Annotated in this window: 19 protein-coding genes; 11 read left to right on the top strand and 8 right to left on the bottom strand. The window is 63.4% G+C overall.

What is annotated here, in order from left to right:
- Positions 1 to 66: 66 nt before the first annotated feature.
- Positions 67 to 1,866 carry an ABCB family ABC transporter ATP-binding protein/permease gene (locus ACNOHI_RS24300; RefSeq protein ID WP_420477310.1) on the bottom strand — a complete coding sequence of 600 codons (1,800 nt, stop codon included), beginning with the start codon at positions 1,864 to 1,866 and terminating at the stop codon, positions 67 to 69.
- A 394-nt stretch (positions 1,867 to 2,260) separates the two neighbouring features.
- Here ACNOHI_RS24300 and ACNOHI_RS24295 point away from each other — a divergent pair, with 394 nt between their 5' ends.
- From ACNOHI_RS24295 to ACNOHI_RS24255, 9 genes are all read left to right on the top strand, one after another.
- Entirely contained in the window at positions 2,261 to 3,328 is a 1,068-nt protein-coding gene (locus tag ACNOHI_RS24295) for an Hsp20 family protein (RefSeq protein WP_420477309.1), read from the top strand.
- A gap of 77 nt (positions 3,329 to 3,405) precedes the next feature.
- Positions 3,406 to 4,671 carry a cation:proton antiporter gene (locus ACNOHI_RS24290; protein WP_420477308.1) on the top strand — a complete coding sequence of 422 codons (1,266 nt, stop codon included), beginning with the start codon at positions 3,406 to 3,408 and terminating at the stop codon, positions 4,669 to 4,671.
- Positions 4,672 to 4,681: 10 nt separating this feature from the next.
- Positions 4,682 to 4,960 carry a hypothetical protein gene (locus ACNOHI_RS24285; protein WP_420477307.1) on the top strand — a complete coding sequence of 93 codons (279 nt, stop codon included), beginning with the start codon at positions 4,682 to 4,684 and terminating at the stop codon, positions 4,958 to 4,960.
- A 313-nt stretch (positions 4,961 to 5,273) separates the two neighbouring features.
- Positions 5,274 to 6,992 (top strand): carbamoyltransferase, encoded by a 1,719-nt coding sequence (locus tag ACNOHI_RS24280; RefSeq protein WP_420477306.1) that lies wholly within the window; start codon positions 5,274 to 5,276, stop codon positions 6,990 to 6,992.
- On the top strand, positions 6,989 to 8,092 hold the full coding sequence (locus tag ACNOHI_RS24275; RefSeq protein WP_420477305.1) for a glycosyltransferase family 9 protein: 1,104 nt from the start codon (positions 6,989 to 6,991) through the stop codon (positions 8,090 to 8,092). Before ACNOHI_RS24280 ends, ACNOHI_RS24275 begins: the two co-directional genes overlap by 4 nt.
- The gene (locus ACNOHI_RS24270; RefSeq protein WP_420477304.1) at positions 8,089 to 9,075 is read left to right on the top strand and encodes a UDP-glucuronic acid decarboxylase family protein; all 987 of its coding nucleotides are present in this window, start codon (positions 8,089 to 8,091) and stop codon (positions 9,073 to 9,075) included. The genes ACNOHI_RS24275 and ACNOHI_RS24270 overlap by 4 nt, the downstream gene beginning before the upstream one ends.
- 309 nt (positions 9,076 to 9,384) lie before the next feature.
- Positions 9,385 to 10,935 (top strand): FAD-dependent oxidoreductase, encoded by a 1,551-nt coding sequence (locus ACNOHI_RS24265; RefSeq protein WP_420477303.1) that lies wholly within the window; start codon positions 9,385 to 9,387, stop codon positions 10,933 to 10,935.
- Between the two features lie 122 nt (positions 10,936 to 11,057).
- Positions 11,058 to 11,711 carry a dienelactone hydrolase family protein gene (locus tag ACNOHI_RS24260; RefSeq protein WP_420477302.1) on the top strand — a complete coding sequence of 218 codons (654 nt, stop codon included), beginning with the start codon at positions 11,058 to 11,060 and terminating at the stop codon, positions 11,709 to 11,711.
- 161 nt (positions 11,712 to 11,872) lie between these two features.
- Positions 11,873 to 12,196 carry a BON domain-containing protein gene (locus tag ACNOHI_RS24255; protein ID WP_420477301.1) on the top strand — a complete coding sequence of 108 codons (324 nt, stop codon included), beginning with the start codon at positions 11,873 to 11,875 and terminating at the stop codon, positions 12,194 to 12,196.
- A 69-nt stretch (positions 12,197 to 12,265) separates the two neighbouring features.
- Here the strand turns inward: ACNOHI_RS24255 and ACNOHI_RS24250 are convergent, their stop codons facing one another.
- The 7 genes from ACNOHI_RS24250 to ACNOHI_RS24220 form a co-directional block, all read right to left on the bottom strand.
- Complete coding sequence (locus tag ACNOHI_RS24250; RefSeq protein WP_420477300.1) at positions 12,266 to 12,643, bottom strand: oxidoreductase; 378 nt, start codon at positions 12,641 to 12,643, stop codon at positions 12,266 to 12,268.
- A 114-nt stretch (positions 12,644 to 12,757) separates the two neighbouring features.
- On the bottom strand, positions 12,758 to 13,066 hold the full coding sequence (locus ACNOHI_RS24245) for a 2Fe-2S iron-sulfur cluster-binding protein (RefSeq protein WP_420477299.1): 309 nt from the start codon (positions 13,064 to 13,066) through the stop codon (positions 12,758 to 12,760).
- A gap of 13 nt (positions 13,067 to 13,079) precedes the next feature.
- Entirely contained in the window at positions 13,080 to 13,382 is a 303-nt protein-coding gene (locus tag ACNOHI_RS24240) for a YciI-like protein (protein ID WP_420477298.1), read from the bottom strand.
- A 37-nt stretch (positions 13,383 to 13,419) separates the two neighbouring features.
- Complete coding sequence (locus ACNOHI_RS24235) at positions 13,420 to 14,166, bottom strand: N-formylglutamate amidohydrolase (RefSeq protein WP_420477297.1); 747 nt, start codon at positions 14,164 to 14,166, stop codon at positions 13,420 to 13,422.
- A 7-nt stretch (positions 14,167 to 14,173) separates the two neighbouring features.
- Entirely contained in the window at positions 14,174 to 15,403 is a 1,230-nt protein-coding gene (locus ACNOHI_RS24230; protein ID WP_420477296.1) for a carboxylate-amine ligase, read from the bottom strand.
- Complete coding sequence (locus tag ACNOHI_RS24225; protein WP_420477295.1) at positions 15,400 to 16,866, bottom strand: RimK family protein; 1,467 nt, start codon at positions 16,864 to 16,866, stop codon at positions 15,400 to 15,402. Before ACNOHI_RS24225 ends, ACNOHI_RS24230 begins: the two co-directional genes overlap by 4 nt.
- Positions 16,863 to 17,597: a hypothetical protein gene (locus tag ACNOHI_RS24220; RefSeq protein WP_420477294.1), complete on the bottom strand. Its 735-nt coding sequence runs from the start codon at positions 17,595 to 17,597 to the stop codon at positions 16,863 to 16,865. Before ACNOHI_RS24220 ends, ACNOHI_RS24225 begins: the two co-directional genes overlap by 4 nt.
- A 301-nt stretch (positions 17,598 to 17,898) precedes the next feature.
- Here ACNOHI_RS24220 and ACNOHI_RS24215 point away from each other — a divergent pair, with 301 nt between their 5' ends.
- Both ACNOHI_RS24215 and ACNOHI_RS24210 read left to right on the top strand, forming a co-directional pair.
- On the top strand, positions 17,899 to 18,537 hold the full coding sequence (locus ACNOHI_RS24215; protein ID WP_420477293.1) for a hypothetical protein: 639 nt from the start codon (positions 17,899 to 17,901) through the stop codon (positions 18,535 to 18,537).
- Between the two features lie 2 nt (positions 18,538 to 18,539).
- The gene (locus ACNOHI_RS24210) at positions 18,540 to 19,721 is read left to right on the top strand and encodes an AI-2E family transporter (RefSeq protein ID WP_420477292.1); all 1,182 of its coding nucleotides are present in this window, start codon (positions 18,540 to 18,542) and stop codon (positions 19,719 to 19,721) included.
- The last annotated feature ends 259 nt before the right edge of the window (positions 19,722 to 19,980 follow it).

Genomic DNA, 19,980 nt, shown 5'->3' with positions numbered 1-19,980 from the left:
TTGGCATCGAGCCGATGCAATTCCCGTTCCATCAATCTTGCTTGAGGGGGCTCAAGTGCATTGGCTTCAGGCCATGGAATGCATTTCCCTTTCCATCTTTTCGCTGTCGTCCGCACGTTGCTGCAACTGCCAGAGCCGCGCATACATGCCGCCCTGCTGCAGCAGGCGGGCATGCGTGCCGCGCTCGACCACGCGGCCGCGCTCGAGCACGATGATTTCCGTGGCATCGACCACGGTGGACAAGCGGTGGGCAATCACCAGCGTCGTACGGTTTTCCGCCAGTTCGTCGAGTTCCTTCTGGATTGCCTGTTCCGATGCCGTATCCAATGCCGAGGTTGCCTCGTCGAAGATCAGCAGCGGCGGATTTTTCAGGATGGCGCGCGCCAGCGCGATACGCTGTTTCTCGCCGCCCGACAGCTTTACGCCGCGTTCGCCGACAGGGGTGTCGTATTTCTGCGGCAGGGAATCGATCAGGTCGTGGATGTGCGCGGCCTTCGACGCGGCAATGATCTGTTCCATGGTTGCGCCATCGCGCCCGTAACCGATGTTGTAGGCGATGGTGTCGTTGAAGAGCAGCGTTTCCTGCGGCACCACGCCGATCGCCTCGCGCAGGCTCTTGGCGCTGACCTTGCGCACATCCTGGCCGTCTACGCTGACACTGCCGGTGCCGACGTCGTAGAAACGCAGCAGCAGCCGGGCCAATGTCGATTTGCCAGAGCCGCTGCCCCCGACAATGGCAACCCTGCCGCCGGGCGGGATGCGGAAACTGACGTTATGCAGGATCGGGCGTTCCGGTTCGTAGGCGAAATTGATGTTTTCAAACGCCACTTCGCCGCGCGTTACTTTCAGCGCAGGCATGCCGGGCGGGTCGTGGATTTCCGGTTTTTCCCTGAGCAACTGGAACAGCTTCTCCGCATTGACCAGCGCATCCTTCGCTTCCCGGTAGACGAAGCCGAGCGCATTGAGCGGAAGACAGATCTGGATGACATAGGCATTGATCAGGATGAGGTCGCCGACCGTCATCTCGCGCGACATCACCCCCTTGCCCGCAAGCAGCATCACCGACGCAACGCCAAGCGCGATGACCGCGCTCTGCCCAACGTGCAGGATGAAGAGGGCCTTCTGGTTGGCCACTACCGCCTCGGCCCAGTTGCCCATGATGCCCTGGAAGCGTCTCGCCTCTTCCTTTTCGTTGGTGAAGTATTTCACCGTGTCGTAATTGATCAGGCTGTCGGCCAGCAGGCTCTTGGCGTTCGAGTCCAGCTTGTTCACGCGGCGTTGGAAAATCGTGCGCCTGTTCGTGAATACCAGGGTGAAGCCGCAATACAGGACGAAGGTCACGCCCAGGATCGCTGTGTACCAGTCGCTGTAGCGCGCGGTCATGATGGCGATCACCATGGTGATTTCGAGCAGCGTCGGCACGATGGTGAACAGGCCCACGCTGAGCAGGAAGGCGATGCCGGACGTACCGCGGTCGATGTCGGGCAGCAGGCCGCCGATGCGACGCTGTGCGTGGAAGCGCGCGCTCAGTTCATGCAGATGCCCGAACACTTTCAGCGCGTAGGTGGCGACCGTGTGCTGCGTCACGCGGGAGAACGCGAGATCGCGCAGTTCGTTGAACAGGGTGCTGGCGAAACGGAGCGCCGCATACCCGGCAAGCAGGATCACCGGCAGCGCCAGCACTTGTTCCGGGCGGGACAGTTCATCCACGATGCGCTTGAGGACGAGCGGCACCGATACGACCGCCAGTTTGGCCAGGACCAGGAAGACCAGCGCCGCGGCAATCCGCCAGCGGAACTGCGAGACGACCTTCCAGAGGTCGCGCATGACCTGCGTGTCGCTGTGTGCTTGTTCAGTAGTCGCCATCTCGATAGGGATCCTTGGGGTGAGAGCAATGCCTCGCTGTAAGCTTTACAAGGGGCCGGTGCAAAAACTGCTGCCTGTCCTCGTGGAAACGAAAGAGGCGCGTTGAATCCTTGTCCTTCGCTGCCTATGCTGAACGAGCGCCGCCGCGCGCTGTCCAGTGGTACGGAAGTTGCAGCCGTGCCGCTGCCACCCTTCGTTTCCCGCAGCTGTCCAGTGTTCCGGAAACGCTGCGAGGACTTCATTAGCACTATTTATTCCACGACACCCGCCACGATGACCGCCATCAATTCTTCCCGCGAGGACGATGACGAGGCGGCAAGAGGCGCTCTCCTTTGTCACGCAGCCATGCTTGCGGCGGGGAGAGCGTCGTGGAACGGAAGAAAGGAGATTCACGATGGCAAGGATTGAGCAATCGATCGAAATCAACGTTCCGGTCAGCACCGCCTACCGTCAGCTGACGCAGTTCGAGCAATATCCGCGGTTCATGGAGGATGTGGAAGAGGTGCGCCAGGTCGACGACACGCATCTCCACTGGCACACCAAGGCAGGGAATCTGGACATGGAATGGGATGCAGAGATTACGCAACAAGTTCCGGACCGGTGCATTGCCTGGCGCAACCTGAATGGGCCGCGCTATGAAGGCAAGATCGAATTGCGGCCGACCGAGGCGGACCGCACGGAAGTGAAACTCACCATGGAATGTGACCCGAAGCAACAGATCCTGGTGCAGCACGGCGACGCGCACAAGGCGATCGAGGAGCGCACCGAGCACGATCTGGCGCGCTTCAAGAAATTCATCGAGAAACTGAGCAAGGACAGTCACGACTGGCTGGGCAAGATCAAGGACATGGAACCGCTCACGACCGATGCGGGGGCGGCCGGGATGGAGCGCGAGTCCGGGCAGGGCAGTCCGGATGGCGGACGCGGGGTTCGTGAGGCGCCGCCGTCGCTCGAGGCATGGCAGAGCGCTTTGCGGCCCGTGTGGATGCCCGAGGTGATGAATGCATGGAGCGATCCGCTGGCGATGATGCGGCGTATGTCGGAAGACCTTGACCGCGTGGTCGAGCGCCTTGTGGGCGCGATGTCGGCGGGAACGGCGCTGCGGCAATCGACGGAGCAGTCCGCGAAATGGACCCCGCCGGTGGAAGTGGCGCAGCGCGACGGCAAGTTCATCGTGTGCGCGGAGCTGGCCGGCGTCAAGCGCGAGGATGTGTCGGTGGAAGTGAACGGTGACCGTCTGACCATCGAAGGCGAGCGGCGGCAGGAACCCCCACGCGGACCGCAGGAGCAGCGGCGCAGCGAGCGCGCGTACGGCCATTTTTACCGCGTGATCAGTCTCCCCGCAGGCGCACGCGGTGAGGCGGCATCGGCGTCGCTACAGGATGGCTTGCTGGAGATCACCGTACCCGTCGCCGAAGGAGGAGGCAAGGGCCGGCGCATCGAGGTGCAGTCGCGGCGATAACCGGCGAACGCCACGGAGAGCATCAAATCGATATCGTCAACATCTGGTACCTGGTCATTGGGGCGCTGCTCCTGCTGATGGGCCTGCTCGGCTCGATCTGGCACAGGCTGCCGCTCAGTCCGGCGATGCTCTACCTGCCCATCGGCTTTGCGCTCGGTCCATCCGGCGCAGGGCTGGTGACGCTCAATCCGCATGAGAACGCCGCGACGCTGACGCTGCTGACCGAAGTCGCACTGCTCATCTCGCTGTTCACCGTCGGCCTCAAGCTGCGCGTGCCGTTGTCCGACCGCATCTGGCGTCTGCCCTTGCGGCTCGGCGTCCTCGGCATGCTGGTGACATCGGCAATGGTGGCGGCGATCGGCGTCACTGTCCTCGGACTGCCCCTCGGTGTGGCGGTGTTGCTGGGGGCGGTGCTGTCGCCGACCGATCCGGTCCTGGCATCCGACGTGCAGATCCACGATGTGGGCGACCGCGACCGCTTGCGTTTCAGCCTCAGCGGGGAGGGAGGATTGAACGACGGGACCGCGTATCCGGTCGTGATGATCGGGTTGTTCCTGCTGGGGGTGGAGGAGGCGAAGGAGTATGGCTCGCCGATGGCGCCGCTCCTGGCGCTGTGGGGCATCCTCGCGGGATTCGGCAGCGGCTTCCTGCTGGCGCGGGGCGTGGTGCGGCTGGCACTGCATTTGCGGCAGCATTACCACAAGGCGCTCGGGATGGAAGAGTTCCTGACGCTCGGGCTGATCGCCGCCTCCTACGGCGTGGCCCACGTGGTGCACGGCGTCGGCTTCATCGCGGTGTTCGCCGCCGGCGTCGCGATGCGGCGCATCGAGCACGAGACCAGCGGGACCAAGCCGCCTGCCGAAGTCATCGGCGCGGTGCCCACCGGAGAGGAGCCGACGGTCGCGACGCATCCGGCGAAGGCGCCGGCCTACATGGCAGAGACCATCCTCGGATTCAACCAGCAGCTTGAACACATCGCCGAATTCGTGATGGTGCTGCTCCTGGGCATCATGTTGTCCGAAACCGGTTTCAGCGGGGAGGGCGTGCTGGTGGCGGTGCTGCTGTTCCTGCTGGTGCGGCCGGTAGCGGTGTTTGCGTCGCTGGTTGGCGAACGGGCAGGGAAGACGCAGCGTCTCCTGATGGGCTGGTTCGGCATCCGCGGCATTGGTTCCCTCTACTACCTGATGTTTGCGCTGCAGTACGAATGGCCGATGGACATGAAGGAGCGCGTGATGTCCCTGGTGCTGACGGCAGTAGCGATCTCGGTCCTACTGCACGGCATTTCCGCGACGCCGCTCATGGCGCATTACCACAAGCGGCGACAGCCGCTCGTCGATGAATGAAAGGAGAAACATGAACGCCGATATCATCGGCTGGCTCAGCGCCGCAATCCTCGTGATGACGATATCCCGGCAAGTGTATACGCAGTGGCGCGCACGCAGCGTGGCCGGCGTGTCGAAGTGGCTGTTCATCGGGCAGCTTGCCGCATCGCTCGGCTTCACCGTCTACAGCTACCTGGTGGAAAACTGGGTATTCGTATTTGCCAACTTCTTCATTTTCCTGACCGCGGTTGCCGGCGAATTTGTCTACATGCGCAACAAGCGACTGATGCAGCGCGAGGCGGGCAGGTAAAAAACGCTCAGGTGCTTTTTCCTATTTACACGCATGGGTAGAAGTTACCGTGCGTTTTCATCGCTTGCCCTCCGTCATTCCCGCGCAGGCGGGAATCCATAAGCCGGGCGTTGCAATTGACTCACTATGGATTCCCGCCTGCGCGGGAATGACGGGGGAGTGATTGCGAGAAATCGAAGCCGCCGCCCGCCTGCAATCCTCAATGATGAGCAGCACGGGTACGACAATTGCATAAAGCACAACCAGGATGCGATGCCCCAAGACACGGCGGCAGGGTCGTGTGTTGGCCGCACAACGAGGACAGGAGGCCGATGTGTATACGCTGGGAATCAATGCTGCCTATCACGACTGTTCCGCCTGTCTCGTCCAGGACGGCATTGTTGTGGCGGCGGCGGAGGAAGAACGTTTCACCCGCATCAAGCACGGCAAGCGGCCGGTTCCCTTTTCAACCTGGCAGCTGCCCTACCATGCCATTGACTATTGCCTCGGCGAAGCGGGCATTGCACTGGCCGATGTGCAGCACGTCGCCTATTCCTACAACCCGTGGCTGCTCCTGGGCGCGCATGACGGCAACGCGACCCTGCAACTGCCGCTCGAACCGTCCGCCCATGTGTCATCGGAATGGACGTCGCCATGGGATCCGCTGTTCCTGTCTTACATCGTGAATGCGCCCCGACAGCTTGCGGGCGGTGCGCCGCACCATCTGCGCCAGCGCTTCCGAAACGTCCGCCATGACGGTCCCTTCCAGTGGCATTTCGTCGAGCATCACCTGGCGCACGAAGCGAGTGCTTTCCTGGCCGCCCCCTTTGACGAGTGCGCCGTCCTGTCCATGGATGGGCGGGGCGAACTGGCGACCACGAGCTACGGCTTCTACCAGGACCGCCGCTACAAGCGGATCAAGCAGGTCAACCTGCCGCATTCCCTCGGGCTGTTGTACGAGTCGGTGACAAGTTACCTCGGCTTCCTGCATTCCTCGGACGAGTACAAGGTGATGGCGCTTGCCTCCTTCGGCAAGCCTGTCTATGCGCCGCTGCTTCGCGAAGTCGTGCATTACCTTGGGGATGGCAACTATGAGGTGCTGCCGGCGGAGTGGGATCGCATGTTCGGCCCCCCACGCGAGCGCGGCAGCGCGTTCACGGCCAAGCACATGGACATCGCGGCGTCGTTGCAGGCGGTGCTCGAGGAAATCGTGCTGCGCATGGCGGACTGGCTGCACGAGCAGACCGGCGCGGAAAATCTCGCGATGGCGGGCGGCGTCGCACTCAACTGCGTGATGAACGCCCGGGTCAGGGACCGGGGCCGCTTCAAGCGCGTCTGGGTGCAGCCGGCGGCGGGCGACGCGGGAACTTCGCTCGGCGCGGCGCTCTGGATCGACAGCGAGCAGCGCGGCCCGTCGCAGCGGCGCTGGCAGATGGACCATGCCTTCCTTGGCCCGGCGTATGGCGATGACGAGATCGAAGCCTTCCTGCGGCAGGCCAAGCTGCGGTACCGCCGCGCGGACGACCTTCCGGGCGACGTGGCGGACCTGCTGATGCAGGACAAGGTGGTTGGCTGGTTCCAGGGACGCATGGAGTTCGGCCCGCGTGCGCTCGGTGCACGGTCGATCCTCGCGTCACCGCTGGATGCCTCCATGCAGCAGCGCCTGAACCAGATCAAGGACAGGGAAGACTTCCGCCCGGTCGCCCCGGTGGTGCTGGAGGAAGAGGCGGCCAACTGGTTCGTCGACGGTGGGGTTTCCCCATTCATGGTCTTCGTCTACGACGTTCGGCCGGACAAGGCCGACCGCATTCCGGCGGTGCGGCATGTGGATGGCACCGCGCGCATCCAGACCATCAATCGCGGCCAGAACGCCGCCTATTACGACCTGGTCAAGGCGTTCGGAGAGCGCAGCGGGGTGCCGGTGCTCATCAATACCTCCTTCAACACGCGCGGCGAGCCCGTCGTCTGCTCCCCGCGCGATGCGGTCGAATCCTTCTGCTCCACGCCGCTCGACGTCCTGGCGATCGGCCCCTTCATTGTGGACAAGCCATGATGCGCGAACACCTGGCCGACCGTCTTTTCGGCGGGGTGCAGCCGCCGCGCAAGATCGCCGTGTTCCGTGCGCTGCAGCTAGGCGACATGCTGTGCACCGTGCCGGCATTGCGCGCCTTGCGCGCGGCGGCGCCCCTGTCGCACATCACGCTCATTGGCCTGCCGTGGGCGGCGACCTTCGTCAAGCGCTTCGGCATGTACGTCGACGACCTGCTTGTCTTTCCGGGATTCCCGGCCTTTCCGGAACAGCCCGCGCACCTGAACGCCGTGCCGCACTTCCTGTCGGAGGCGCAGCGCCAGCGGTTCGACCTGGCGATCCAGATGCATGGCAACGGCTCGCTGACCAATCCGCTCACGGTATTGTTTGCCGCCGAACGCTGTGCGGGCTTCCATATGCCCGGCCAGTATTGCCCCGACCCGCGCAGCTTCCTGCCGTGGGAAGAGCGCGAGCATGAGGTGCTGCGCAACCTGCGCCTGCTGGAACATCTCGGCGTGCCGCGACAGGGCGATCATCTCGAATTTCCGCTGGCCGATGCCGATTACCGCGCCCTCCAGCGCTGCCAGGTCAACCTGCCGGCTCCGGGGACCTACGTGTGCATCCATCCGGGCGCGCGGCTGCCGTCGCGGCGCTGGCTGCCGCAGCGTTTCGCCGAGGTGGCCGATCGCCTTGCCATGGCGGGGATGAAGATTGTCCTGACCGGCGCCCAGGACGAGTCCGAGATCGTACGCGCGGTGCGCGGCGCCATGCGCATGCCGGCCCTGTACCTCTGCGGAAAGACTGACCTCGGCGCACTGGGCGCGCTGCTGGCGCAGGCGCGCCTTGTGGTCACCAACGATACCGGCGTGTCCCACATGGCTGCCGCGGTGGCAACGCCTAGCGTGGTGGTGTCGTGCGGCGGCGATCCCGCACGCTGGGCCCCGCTGGACATGGATCGTCACCAGGTCATCAGCGCCGATGTCGCGTGCCGGCCGTGCGCACACCGTGCCTGCCCGACGGCGCACGAATGCGCCGACGAGGTGAGCGCCGACGTGGTGGCCTTGATGGCGGACCGCATTATCCGGAACTGGGAACACAGGATTCCCGTGCGGGAGGGCGAATGAAGGAGTCCGGCAGGCGGATACTGGTGACCGGGGGCGCCGGCTTCCTGGGCTCCCACCTCTGCGAGCGCCTCCTCGCCCAGGGGCACGAGGTTCTGTGCCTGGACAACTTCTTTACCGGCAACAAGCGCAATGTCGCCCACCTCCTGTCCGATCCGCGCTTTGAGTTGATCCGGCACGACATCACGCTGCCGCTGCGCGTGGAGGCGGATGAGATCTACAACCTTGCCTGCCCGGCATCGCCCGTCCACTACCAGCGTACGCCGATGCAGACTACGCGCACCAGCGTGCTCGGCGCGCTCAATGTCCTCGACCTCGCCCGGCAGTGCAATGCCAAGGTACTGCAGGCGTCGACCAGCGAAGTCTACGGCGACCCGCAAGTCCATCCCCAGCCGGAGCAATACTGGGGACACGCCAATCCGGTCGGCGTGCGTGCGTGTTACGACGAGGGAAAGCGCTGCGCGGAAACCCTGTTCATGGATTGCCGCCGGCAATACGGTACGGACGTCAAGATCGCCCGCATCTTCAACACCTATGGCCCGCGCATGCATCCCGAGGACGGCAGGGTGGTGTCGAACTTCATCATGCAGGCGCTGGCCGGGCAGCCGCTGACCGTCTACGGCGACGGCGCGCAGACGCGCTCGTTCTGCTACGTCGACGACCTGGTGGATGCCTTCATCCGCCTGATGGACAGTCCGCGCGAATTTGGCGGCCCGGTCAACCTCGGCAATCCGGAGGAGTCCACCATGCTGGAGCTCGCCCAACGTGTGATCGCCTTGTGCGGCTCCGCATCCGACATCGTCTTTCGACCCTTGCCAAGCGACGATCCGGTTCGCCGCCGTCCGGATATTTCGCTTGCCCGATCCGTCCTGAAATGGGAGCCGCGCATCGGGCTGGCCGAGGGACTGGGACGGACCATCGATTACTTCCGTCGTCTCCTCGACGACGAGCAGCCGGTGCGGGAACACAGTTTGCATGGACAGTAGAACGTGCAATCAAGGATGCAGTCAGGTCGCTTGTCCGACAGAGGTCCGATCATGAATCGATGCCGCGGGATGTTCCAGAGGATGCCGTCTTTGTTCCGTTGCCTTTCGCTTGCCGGAGCCGTGCTTGTCGTCGCCGGCTGCGGAGAGGGGCCGGGTGGCCCGCGTCCGCCGCATTCGCCGCCGCGGCCAGTGACAGAGGCCGGAAAGATTGCTCCCGCACACCTCGTGCTTCCCGCACGGCCGGTTCCACCGTCGCCCGGGATGATGTGACAAGCGCCTTGTCCTTTGCACCCGACAACAAGGAGGACGATGGACAATAGCGACACGGATCGGCCGTCGATCTGGTCAGCGACCGCGGAGGCGATCAGCTTCCCGCGCATGTCGCGCGATATCGAGGTCGACGTTGCGATCGTCGGCGGCGGAATCACCGGCATTTCCACCGCAGCCCTGCTTGCCGCCGAAGGGCAGCGCGTGGCCGTGCTCGAGGCCGGCCGGATCGGCATGGGCGCGTCGGGCCATTCCACCGGCAATCTGTATGGCATGGTCGGCGAACCGCTTCACAAGCTCGCAGGGAAGTGGGGGGACGACCAGGTCTGGCGGATGGTTGCCTCTCGCATGGCCGCCATTGACCTGGTTGAAAAAAATACCCGTGCCTTTGGCATCCAATGTAATTTTTCGCGCCAGCCGTGGGTGCTGTACAGCGTCGATTCCTCTGCCGCAAGCAATGTGCTGATTGACCGCGAGTACCAGTGCATGCGGGATGCCGGGCTGGAAGCGCGGGTCACCACCGATTTCCCCTTGCCGGTGGAAATCCATCGCGCGCTCGTGGTGTCCGGCCAAGCGCAATTCCATCCCTTGCGTTACGTCCGCCAGCTCGCGGAATCCATCCAGTCCGGCCGCTGCATGATCTTCGAGGAGACGCCGGTGTCGGGCATCGACGAGGACGCCGGCGTGGTGAGCGCCGGCGCGTACACCGTGAAGGCCGAACGCATCGTGATGGCCACGCACACGCCCAAGGGATTCAACACGATCCAGACGGAACTGGGCCCGTATCGCGAGTATGCGGTTGCCGCGCCCTTGCGGACACGCCAGCTCGCGGGAGGCATTTTCTGGAGCATCGGCGCCGACCCGACCTCCACGCGCCTGTTCGAGATGGGTGGAAAAGCCTGGGTCATGATGATCGGCGGCAAGCACAAAACCGGACAGAAGAGCGATCCCGAAGCTGCCTTTGCGCGGCTGGAGGGGGTGCTGCAGTCGCGCTTCGACGCCGGGCCGGTGGAGTTCCGCTGGTCGGCGCAACAATACCGCGCGGCGGATCACCTTCCCTATATCGGACCGAGCATCGGCTCGGAACGCCTGTTGCTCGCCACCGGCTTTGCCGGCGACGGATTGACCTTCGGCACGTTGGCCGCGATGCTCATCGCCGACCACATTGCCGGCCGGCGGAATCCGTATGCCGACCTGTACACGCCGCGCCGGTTCACGCCGCTCAAGTCCGCCGGGTCCTTCCTGAAGGAAAACCTGAACGTGGCCGGCTACTACGTGAAGGACTACATCAAGGGCGGCGAAGTGACGCAGTTGTCGGAGGTGCCGCGCGGCGAGGGGCGCATCGTCGATCTCGACGGCGACAAGCTGGCGGTGTACCGCGACGACGCTTACCAGTTGCATGTCGTATCGCCGGTATGCACTCACCTCAAGTGCATCGTCCACTGGAACCAGGCCGAGCGCAGCTGGGACTGTCCGTGCCACGGCAGCCGCTTCTCCACGGACGGCGCCGTACTGGAAGGTCCTGCCCTGGCGCCGCTGGAACGTCGCATGGCGCCACCCGCGGCAAGCGGGAACGATACCTGGCTGCCGTAAATGGCATGGAGATTGCGTCCACGCGGCCAAATGACGAAAGGCACGCGCATGATGACTGACGGTTGCGCCGTCCGACCGCAGGCCGGCAGGAAACGATCACGCCGCGCCCCAGGAGACGGATGATGGTTTTATCGACTCGCGTCGAGCAGGTAACAGTACCGAATGAGAATGGCGCCATCGATGGCGTGTTGTGGCTTCCGGAGGATCCCGTGGCGGTCATCCTGCTTGCCGACGGCAGGAGCGGCTATCGCGTCAAGCCGCCGATCGACTATGTGGGGACGGTGCTGCGTAATGCACGCCTCGGCACCTTCTGGCTTGACCTGTCGCAGCAAGGCGACGCGGACCCGGCCGGAGGCGATCACGCGGCGCTGGTCGGGAAGCTCGAAGCGGCATGCGACTGGTTGAGGGAGCACCAGGCGATGCGCGACGTGCCGGTCGGCCTGTTCGGCGCCGGTGTTGGCGTCGCCGCCGCGCTGCAGCTGGCGGCGCGGCTTGGTTCCAGGGTGTTCGCCGTCGTGCTGCGCGGCGGGAGGCCGGAGCTCGCCTCGCACGGAAACCTGCCTCGGGTCAACGCACCGACCCTCCTGATCGCCGGCAGCCTCGACGAGCGCGTGGTCGGCATCAACAGGGCCATCTATGCCGCCTTGCGTTGCAAGAAGCGCCTCGAAATCATCCCGGGTGCCACCCATACCTTCGAGGAGCCCGGCAGTCTCGAAGTCGTCGCCCGGCTGACCCGTGCCTGGTATCTGCAGAACGTGCGCGTCAAGCACGTGTAAGTAATTTCTTCTGGCGGCGGAAGGAATTACACGAGCGGGCGCCTGCCCCATATCAAGCACAATGCATTTTTGTCATCGTTGCTGAAACATCGCAAGATGGCGGAAGTCAAACCGGCTGAAACTCTCCACGCCAGACACATTCATCTTGAAGGGGGACGGCCATGAACAAGAAATTCGCTCTGCCTGTGATGCTTTTCGCCGCTGCGCTTGCCGCCGGGTGCGGCAGCATGGGCGGCAACAAGGATGGCTCGGACAAGTCCGCCGGCCAGGTGGTCGACGACACGGTGATCACATCGAAAGTGAAGGCGGCATTGCTCGCCGACCCCGATATCGCGGGACTGAAGATCAATGTCGATACGGCAAAGGGCAAGGTCACCCTGAAGGGCGAGGTGAAGTCGCTCGCGCTGTGGCGCAAGGCGGAGTCGCTGGCGCGCGGCGTGGACGGAGTGAAGGAGGTCAATAACCAGCTGGTGATTACTGGTTGACCTTGGCTTGGAAAAAATCAGGGAGAGCGGAGCCCTCCCTGCGTTTCTTCAGCCTTCAGCCGGAAAAGCTCAGGCGTAGTCGACCTGGTTGTGCTTGGTCGTGACCAGCTTGTTCTGGGACAGCGACATCATCAGCACGGCAATCATTTCATGCATGATGATCGTGTGGCCGTTCGCGGTTGCCTGCAGGTACTCGCGCAGCTTTTCGCGCACGGCCTGAACGCCGGTTACGTCGATGATGATGTCGACGTTGAGGCCGAGCATCGCGATGTCCATGAAGTCATTGGTGGTCTTGACCTTGTGCGCGCGCGCCATGACCATGCCCGGCATGTCATCCTTCAGGTCGGCGACGCCGACGACTTCGACGAACGATGCGTCCAGCAGCTGCTTGATGAGCGGTGTGCCGGTTTCGCCTGCGCCGATGATGCCTACACGGATTTTCTGCATTCTGTACTCCTGTTTCCTCAAGTCTGAACATGTCCGCATCAGCGGGCTGATGCCAGTCTCTGCTTCCGGCCTCCAAATGCCAATGATTTAGGTCAAAGAATGCTTTGGTGCAAGTTATTCCTTTGACAGCAGGCGCCGTGCGGCCGGAACGACCATGTCGACGTCCGATTCCGGGTAGGCGACACAGGGCAGGATGTAGCCTTCGGCCTTTTCCTCGCGGGTGAGGCCGGGCCAATCGATGCGGTAGCCGACCTGCCCCCTCGCGAGCCGGCACATGCAGGTGCGGCAGGTGCCGTTGCGGCAGGAGGCGGGAAGCTCAATGCCCGCCTTCCGCGCCGCGGTGAGCAGGGGTTCCGACGGCGAGGCATCGAAGGCGAGGCCGGACGGCTGGAGCCGTGCGGAAAACGGGGGCGACGTTGTCACTCTGAAAATGCTTTCACACAGGACGGACGGGGGAGCTTGCCGTTTCGCCGACCACCGTATTCCACGGCCGCACGCGCCATTTCGCCACCAGACCGCCCGTAACATACGGATCCGCCTTGGCGAAGTCCTCGACCACCTGCGCCGAATCGGCCTGGAAGAACAGGACAGCGCTATCGACGGGATCAGCCGTCACGCCGCCGAGGACCAGTTCGCCGCGCTTGTGCGATTCCCACGCCAGTTTCAGGTGGTCATTGCGGAATTGTTCGCGCCGCGCCATGTAGTCGGGCACATAGTCGTAGAAAAGCAGGAAATGCATGGTCTCTCTCTCGCAAGAAAGAGCCAATGATAGCCGCTCAGGCAAAAACCTGCGGGTTCGGGGCGGCGAGCGGCTTTTCAAGCGGCGCGGCATCGTGGAAGGCTTCGATCACCGCGTGGCGTACCGCGCGCCAATGCTCCCCGCGCCCGCGGACATGCTTCTGGTTGATCTCCAGCTCGATGCCGAGGTAAGCATCCGGAGGAAAGCGCCGCCGCAAGTAGACCGTGAAACCATCGGCGGTGCCCAGGTAGGGATAGTTCAGCCGCGTTTTCAGCATCGCTGCGTACACCTTCAAGGAGGTTTGCCAGCGCCTGCACAAGCCCGTTTCTGCCGTGCGGGCAGGGTCGTACAGCAGGCCGAGGTCGGCGCTGCGCACCTTGCCGTCCAGCTCCGGCGTGAAACTATGGCAGGACACATGCACTACGCGCATACCCGCGGCGACGGCCTGCGCAATCTGCGTCTCGACTTTCATGCGGTAGGGCAGGTAATAGCGCTTGAAGATTTCCTCGCGGATGTCCTGCGGCGCATCGCGTGTCGCTTCCGAGTAGAGCTTCGGATGGCTGGGCGAGCGGTTCAGGTCGATCAGCAGGCGGCTGACGGTCGACACCATCAGCGGCGCGGACAGTGCATCGGCGAATTCGCGTGCAACGCGCAAGGCCCCCACGTCATAGGCACGATGGGTGCGGAGCAGCGGCTCGTGTCCGCGAAAGAAATCGCGGTATCGCGAGGGCACGCGGTTGCCGCCGTGCTCGCAGGTGATCAGGAAAAAATCCTCGGCCGGCAACTTGTCCTCACGGCAGGAAAAGCTGGCCGGCGTGCAGGCAGTCGCAGAGCGTGCGATAGACCGCCTGCAATTGCGCATGCGGCGGCTGGTTGCCGGCAGCACGCAGGAGGCGCCGTGCCAGCGGCCCATGTTCAAGGATGGTGCGCAGCGGTTCCTCCCAGTGCTGCCGGTGGCGCGCGTCGTCCTCCAGCATGCGGTCGATCAGGTGCCCCCACAGGGTGGAGGCGGTGCAACGGTCACCGGGAAAACCGAGCAGGCGGAGGTAGCCTGCATGATCGATCTGCGTTTCGTCGGCGTCGCGGATGCAATCCTGCAGGATCGCCGCCAATGCGGCGGTCGTCATTTCCTGTTGCTCCACGAGGTTATCCGCGCGGTACAGCCGGCGCACGAGGTCCACGACGGCCGCCGCAATTGCCAGGTCGGCGCGCGGGCATTCCTGCGTGTCCAGCACGCGGATCTCGATGGCATTGCGGTCGAAGCGCGCAATCGCGCCGCGTGAATTCAGCCATTCGTACTGCAGCACCCGTTCCGGATCGTGAGGCGCGATGTCACGGTACATCGGCGCCAGGATGCGTTCCTCATAGGCGGCGCGGCTGGTAATGGTCTCCGGCACGATCATGCCGGCAATCGAGGGGAATCCGCTTGCGTTGTCACAGTAGACGCGCATGCGGTAGTCCATCCAGCCGGCCGGTCGTCCTTCCACGAACGGCGAGCTGGCGGCAAGCGCGGGCAGGATGGGCAGCACCAGGCGGATCGCTGCGTGCAGTCGCTCGAACTCCTCGTCATCGCCGAAGGGCAGGTTGATGTGCATGCTCTGCAGATTGGCCCAACCGTGGCTGCGGCTCTCGAAGATGCGGTCGTAGGTGCGGTAGATTGTCTCGTTGCCGTGCGGCCAGAGACGAGTCTCGGTACGCGGATCCATCCACGGGTGCATGGCGCCAGGCATCAGGCGCGCGCCGAGGGCGTGCAGCCGTCGGTCGATCTCGCGCACTTCCGCATGGAAGGCATCGGGCAGCAGGCTGAGCGAGGCGGTCGGACGCACATTCTTGACTTCGATGACATGCAGGACGAGTTCGTTGGACCATCCCATCCTGCCTCGCTCCACATCGCTGCCCCCCTCCAGCAACCGGTCCGAGACCGGCATGACGGACAGGTGCTCGCTGTCGACGATCATGTATTCCAGTTCGATACCGCAGCCCATGAAAGCGTGCAGCAACGGGGGCTCGTCCTCGTTCATATCGACGTGTTTCCTTTCCTGGCATCGATGCGCTTGCGGAAGACACCCATGACTTCACGATAAAGCGCATCCGACAGCACCGCATCTTCGTTGCCGGCATCCACGTTAGGGTTGTCGTTGATCTCGATGACGTAATACTGGCAACCGATCTGTTTCAGATCGACACCGTAGAAACCGTCGCCGATCAGGTTGGCCGCCTGCACGGCAATCTTCACGACCTCATCCGGCACCTCGCCGACCGACAGCGCCTCGGTGCGTCCCTCGGACATGCGCTGGTGCTCATGCTTGATGATCTGCCAGTGCCCCGGCGCCATGAAGTACTTGCACACGAAGAGCGGGCGCTGGTCGAGCACGCCGATACGCCAGTCGAACTCGGTCGGCAGGTATTCCTGGGCCAGCACGAGTTCCGACTCCTGCAGCAGCGCATTGACCTTGTCCAGCAGGGCTTCCTCCGATTCGATCTTGACCACGCCCTGCGAGAACGCGCCGTCGGGCTGCTTCAGGATGCAGGGCAGGCCGAGCGTGGCGACGATCTGGTCGACATTGCCCTTGTGCACCACCAGGGTTTTCGGTGTGGGAATGTGGTGGCGGTTCAGCAGTTCATTCAGGTAGATCTTGTTCGTGCAGCGCAGGATCGATTCCGGATCGTCGATGACGACCATCCCGGCCTCCGCCGCCTGGCGCGACAGCTCGTAGGTGTAGTGGTCGACGTTGGTGGTATCGCGGATGAAGAGGGCGTCGAATTCGGCGATGCGGCGCGTGTCTTTTGGCGTGATCAGTTCGGCGGTCATGCCGAGCAGCTCGGCGGCGTCTCGGAACTTCTGGATGGCATCGGGATTGGAGGGGGATTCGTTGCGTTGCGGGTCGTGGAGGATGGCGAGCGAGGGTCTTCGGCTGGCGGGCGTACTCGTTCGTATCTTCTGTTCCTGCAGGTAGTCCATCGCCGCCCCGGCCGCGAATTCCTGGTGGTGCGCGGGGATATCGCGAATGCTTCCGGGATAGACGCTGCACAGGTGCCAGCTTCCGTTTGCCTGTTCGAAACGGACGTGCAGCACCGGCGTGTGCAGCAGTTTGAACAACTGCTCGCTCAAGTGCGGATGCCGGGCTTCCGCGTCACGCCCGAAATACACGTTCAGGTCGACGAACTCCTCCGCCGTCCTGGCGAAGGAGCAATCGATCAGGTTGCCGAGCTTGCCCGTGATGTCCTGCACGACGCTTCCGGAATACAAATCCTTCATCGCCTGCACGCCGGGCACCGGCTGGTGGCCGCGCGCTTCCGCCAGCAGGGAAACATAGTAACCCTGGCTCTGGTAACGATAGGTCCTGCAGAGGTTGAAAACTTTGGTGGATCCGATATCCCCGTAGGCGGGGTCCATGAGGTAGGTTTCGGCGGGTATTACGGTGACACCCGGTATGTCGCTGGGCCAATCTTGCTGTTGACTGACGACGAAGAGGATATTCATGGTACTTCCTGTCGCGGCGGGCACCGCGGGTGGATGATGAGCAGGTTGGCGTCGTGAGTCACGATGCCCAGTAGTACTGCGTTGACAACCCGGTCGACGCTCAGCCAGTACTCCTGGTTGCCGGCATACGGATTCTGTTGATAGGGATCGACGACCAGCACCTTGCGGCGCTCGCGGTCGTAGCCGGCAATGATGACGAAATGACCGGACGGGATACCGCGCACGTCGTCCGGTTCGTCATCCGGACCATATTCGCGCGCGACCCGGTACAGGTAGGTCGAGCTCAGTCCGGTGATGATGGGCAGGCGCCTGCGCAGGATGCCGCGGATCAGGTAGCGCGACAGGTCGAGCAGGCGCAACCGCCCGCCGAGGCCAAGGAATTCGAGGTAGCCCGTGGTCGCGTGCTGCAGGCGGTAATCCATCTTGGTCTCGCGCTGCTGCTGCAGGCGGTCCGCAATGTCCATATCCGGTTCGGTGAACCAGGTCGGGTCGAACACATTGAGGTTGTAGGTGTAGATCGTCGCGTTGTAGCCCCGCCGCAAGGCGTCGCAGGCGAGGAAGACAGCAAAGGTGCCGCCATGCTCCAGGCGGCCGGTGCGCTCGATCACACGCGAAAGCGATTCGTCTTCGCCCCAGTAGCGGTAGACGGCGTGCAGGCAGGTCGGACCGCAGGTGGTTTCGTCCGGCTGCGGAAGTATCTTGACGGGCAACTGCAGGATGTCTTGAGTCACGGGAAAGCGTTCCGGTCCTTGCTCATTTCAAACATGCGCCGCGTTTCTTTGGCGGCAGCAACAAGCGCGTAGCATTTTCGGTGCCAGACGACGATGCGCACTGCATGACCTGCTTGAAGACTGCACGTGCATGTAAAAGTTTCCACTGCATGCAGCTCTTTCCATCGATTCGCCGCATTCCATGTTGCAATCCCCGGCGTCACGGCGCTTTTATTGCGGGCATGAATGCTGCATCGGTGAACGACTGTCCGGAGCGCGCGTCCCGCGCTTTCCCCTGAATTCGTCCATGGAGGTTCCAGTCATGAAAAAAATATCGAGCCTTTTGATTGCACTCGGCATGCTCTCCGCGCCTGTATTCGCCCAGATGCATTCCGGCCCGCACCCGATGCCGGGAGCGGAATCGTCCGGTGCCTCCGGCAACAGTTCCTCCGGCGCTTCCGGTTCCAGTCCGATGCGCACCGAGGCAACTGCCGACCTGCCGCCGCCGCCATCGCCGATCGCGCGGCTCAAGCCGGTCACCCAGGATGGCGTCACCTATCTGTGCGGCGGTGTGGGGGAGGAAGAGTCCAGTTACATGAAGCAGCAAGCGTCGGGTTATGACCTGATGCTGACGTTCGCCACACGCAGCGGCGCCTATCTGGCGGATGTCGACGTCGACATCCGCGACGCGGGGGGCAATACGGTGTTGCAACTTGCCTGCGACTCGCCCATCCTGCTGGTGGACCTGCCACAAGGAGGAAGTTACAAGGTGCGCGCGGAGGCGGCGGGCTATGAGCTGAACAAGACGGTCAGGGTTGCGGGCGGCCGCAAGGCACAGTCGCAGCGCGTCGCCAGCTCCATCCTGTCCTGGCCGCAGCAGGTCGCCGAGGGCGGCGGCGCCGCGACGTCCACGGGCGGCGGCGCCAGCGGAGGCCGAGCCGCTGGCAGCGGCGCACGCTGACCATGGCGTCCGGCATCGATCCGCGTACCGGCGTACTCGCTTCTGCACTGAGTCATCCCGCGGCGACGGCGCCGGAAGCGTCGCGAGGTGACCGGCGTATCATCCCCGACCGCCGCGCCGGCTACCGGGTGCAGGCGGAATCGCAGGACTTCACCGATTCGCAGTTCGTGCGCCGCACGCTCCTGGTCGTCAGCCTCGTCATTTTCACGGGGCTGATGCTGACCGCGATCTGGTACGCGAGCGACGTATTCCTGGTCCTGTTCGCCGGCATCCTCATCGCCGTTCTGTTGCGCGCGCCGACCAACTGGCTGGTGGATCGGGCCAAGTTCAAGGAAAGCCTCGCGCTTACCGTGTCCATTGTGGCCCTGGCCGTGTTCATCTTCGTGCTGGTCTATGTGTTCGCCGTTCCCATGGCGGAACAGGTCGCCGACCTTCTCGACGAGCTCCCGCGGTCCATGGCGCGCATGCGTCAGTGGATGCGCCAGCATGAATGGGCTAAACCGCTGCAACCGATGATTGCCGAACTGTCCCGCATGCGCTTCGACTTCCATATGCTGGGCAGGGCGCAGGGGTTGATCAGCTCCACCTTTTCGGCCCTCGGCGGCGCCGCGGTCGCACTCTTTATCGGTATCTACCTCGCGGCTCAGCCGCGCCTATACCAGCGCGGCATGATGCATCTGTTGCCGCGCAAGGGGAGGCCGCGCGCCTACGAAGTCATGGATGAGATCGCCGGCGTCCTGCGTGCGTGGCTGGTGGGACGGCTGGTGACCATGACCGTGGTCGGCGTTGCCGCGGGCATCGGGTTGTGGTGGCTGGGAGTGCCGCTTGCGTTCACGCTGGGCGTCCTGACCGGCGTGCTGGAATTCATTCCCTACATCGGCCCGATCCTGGCGGCGGCCGCGCCCTTGCTCATTGCATTCAATATCGATACGCAGCTGGCCATGTATGTGCTGGCGCTGTATGTCGGTATCCAGACGGCGGAGAATTACCTGCTCACGCCGCTGGTGGAGCAGCGGGCGGTTTCGCTTCCACCGGCGCTGGTTATCTTTGGGACGCTGTTGCTGGCTGCGCTTGCGGGGCCGTTGGGAGTGGTGCTTGCTTCGCCCTTGATTGCCGCGGGGATGGTGGCGGTCAAGCTGCTTTATGTGGAGGATGTGGTGGAGCAGCCTAAGCCTAAGGTTTAGGTTGTTTTCTTTCTTTCTTTCTTTCTTCGGTGGCCCGGTTCTGTAGTCACTCCGTTGGGACTAGCCGGGACTGGCCCCGGCGGGCCACCTACCTTTTTGCTTCGCCAAAAAGGTAGGCCAAAAAGGCGACCCTGTAGGAGTCAACCACATAGGTAACAAAAAAGTTCAATCACATGGGTTACACCTTCAGGTTCAAGTAACCACGCTCGCCGCCCTTGCGCTCATCAAATCGGCCCAATGCAATTGGGCCGAAATACAC

The sequence above is a fragment of the Noviherbaspirillum sp. ST9 genome (assembly GCF_048799745.1).
Taxonomy (GTDB): Bacteria; Pseudomonadota; Gammaproteobacteria; order Burkholderiales; family Burkholderiaceae_D; genus Noviherbaspirillum.
This window is presented reverse-complemented; position numbering and strand designations above follow the sequence as displayed.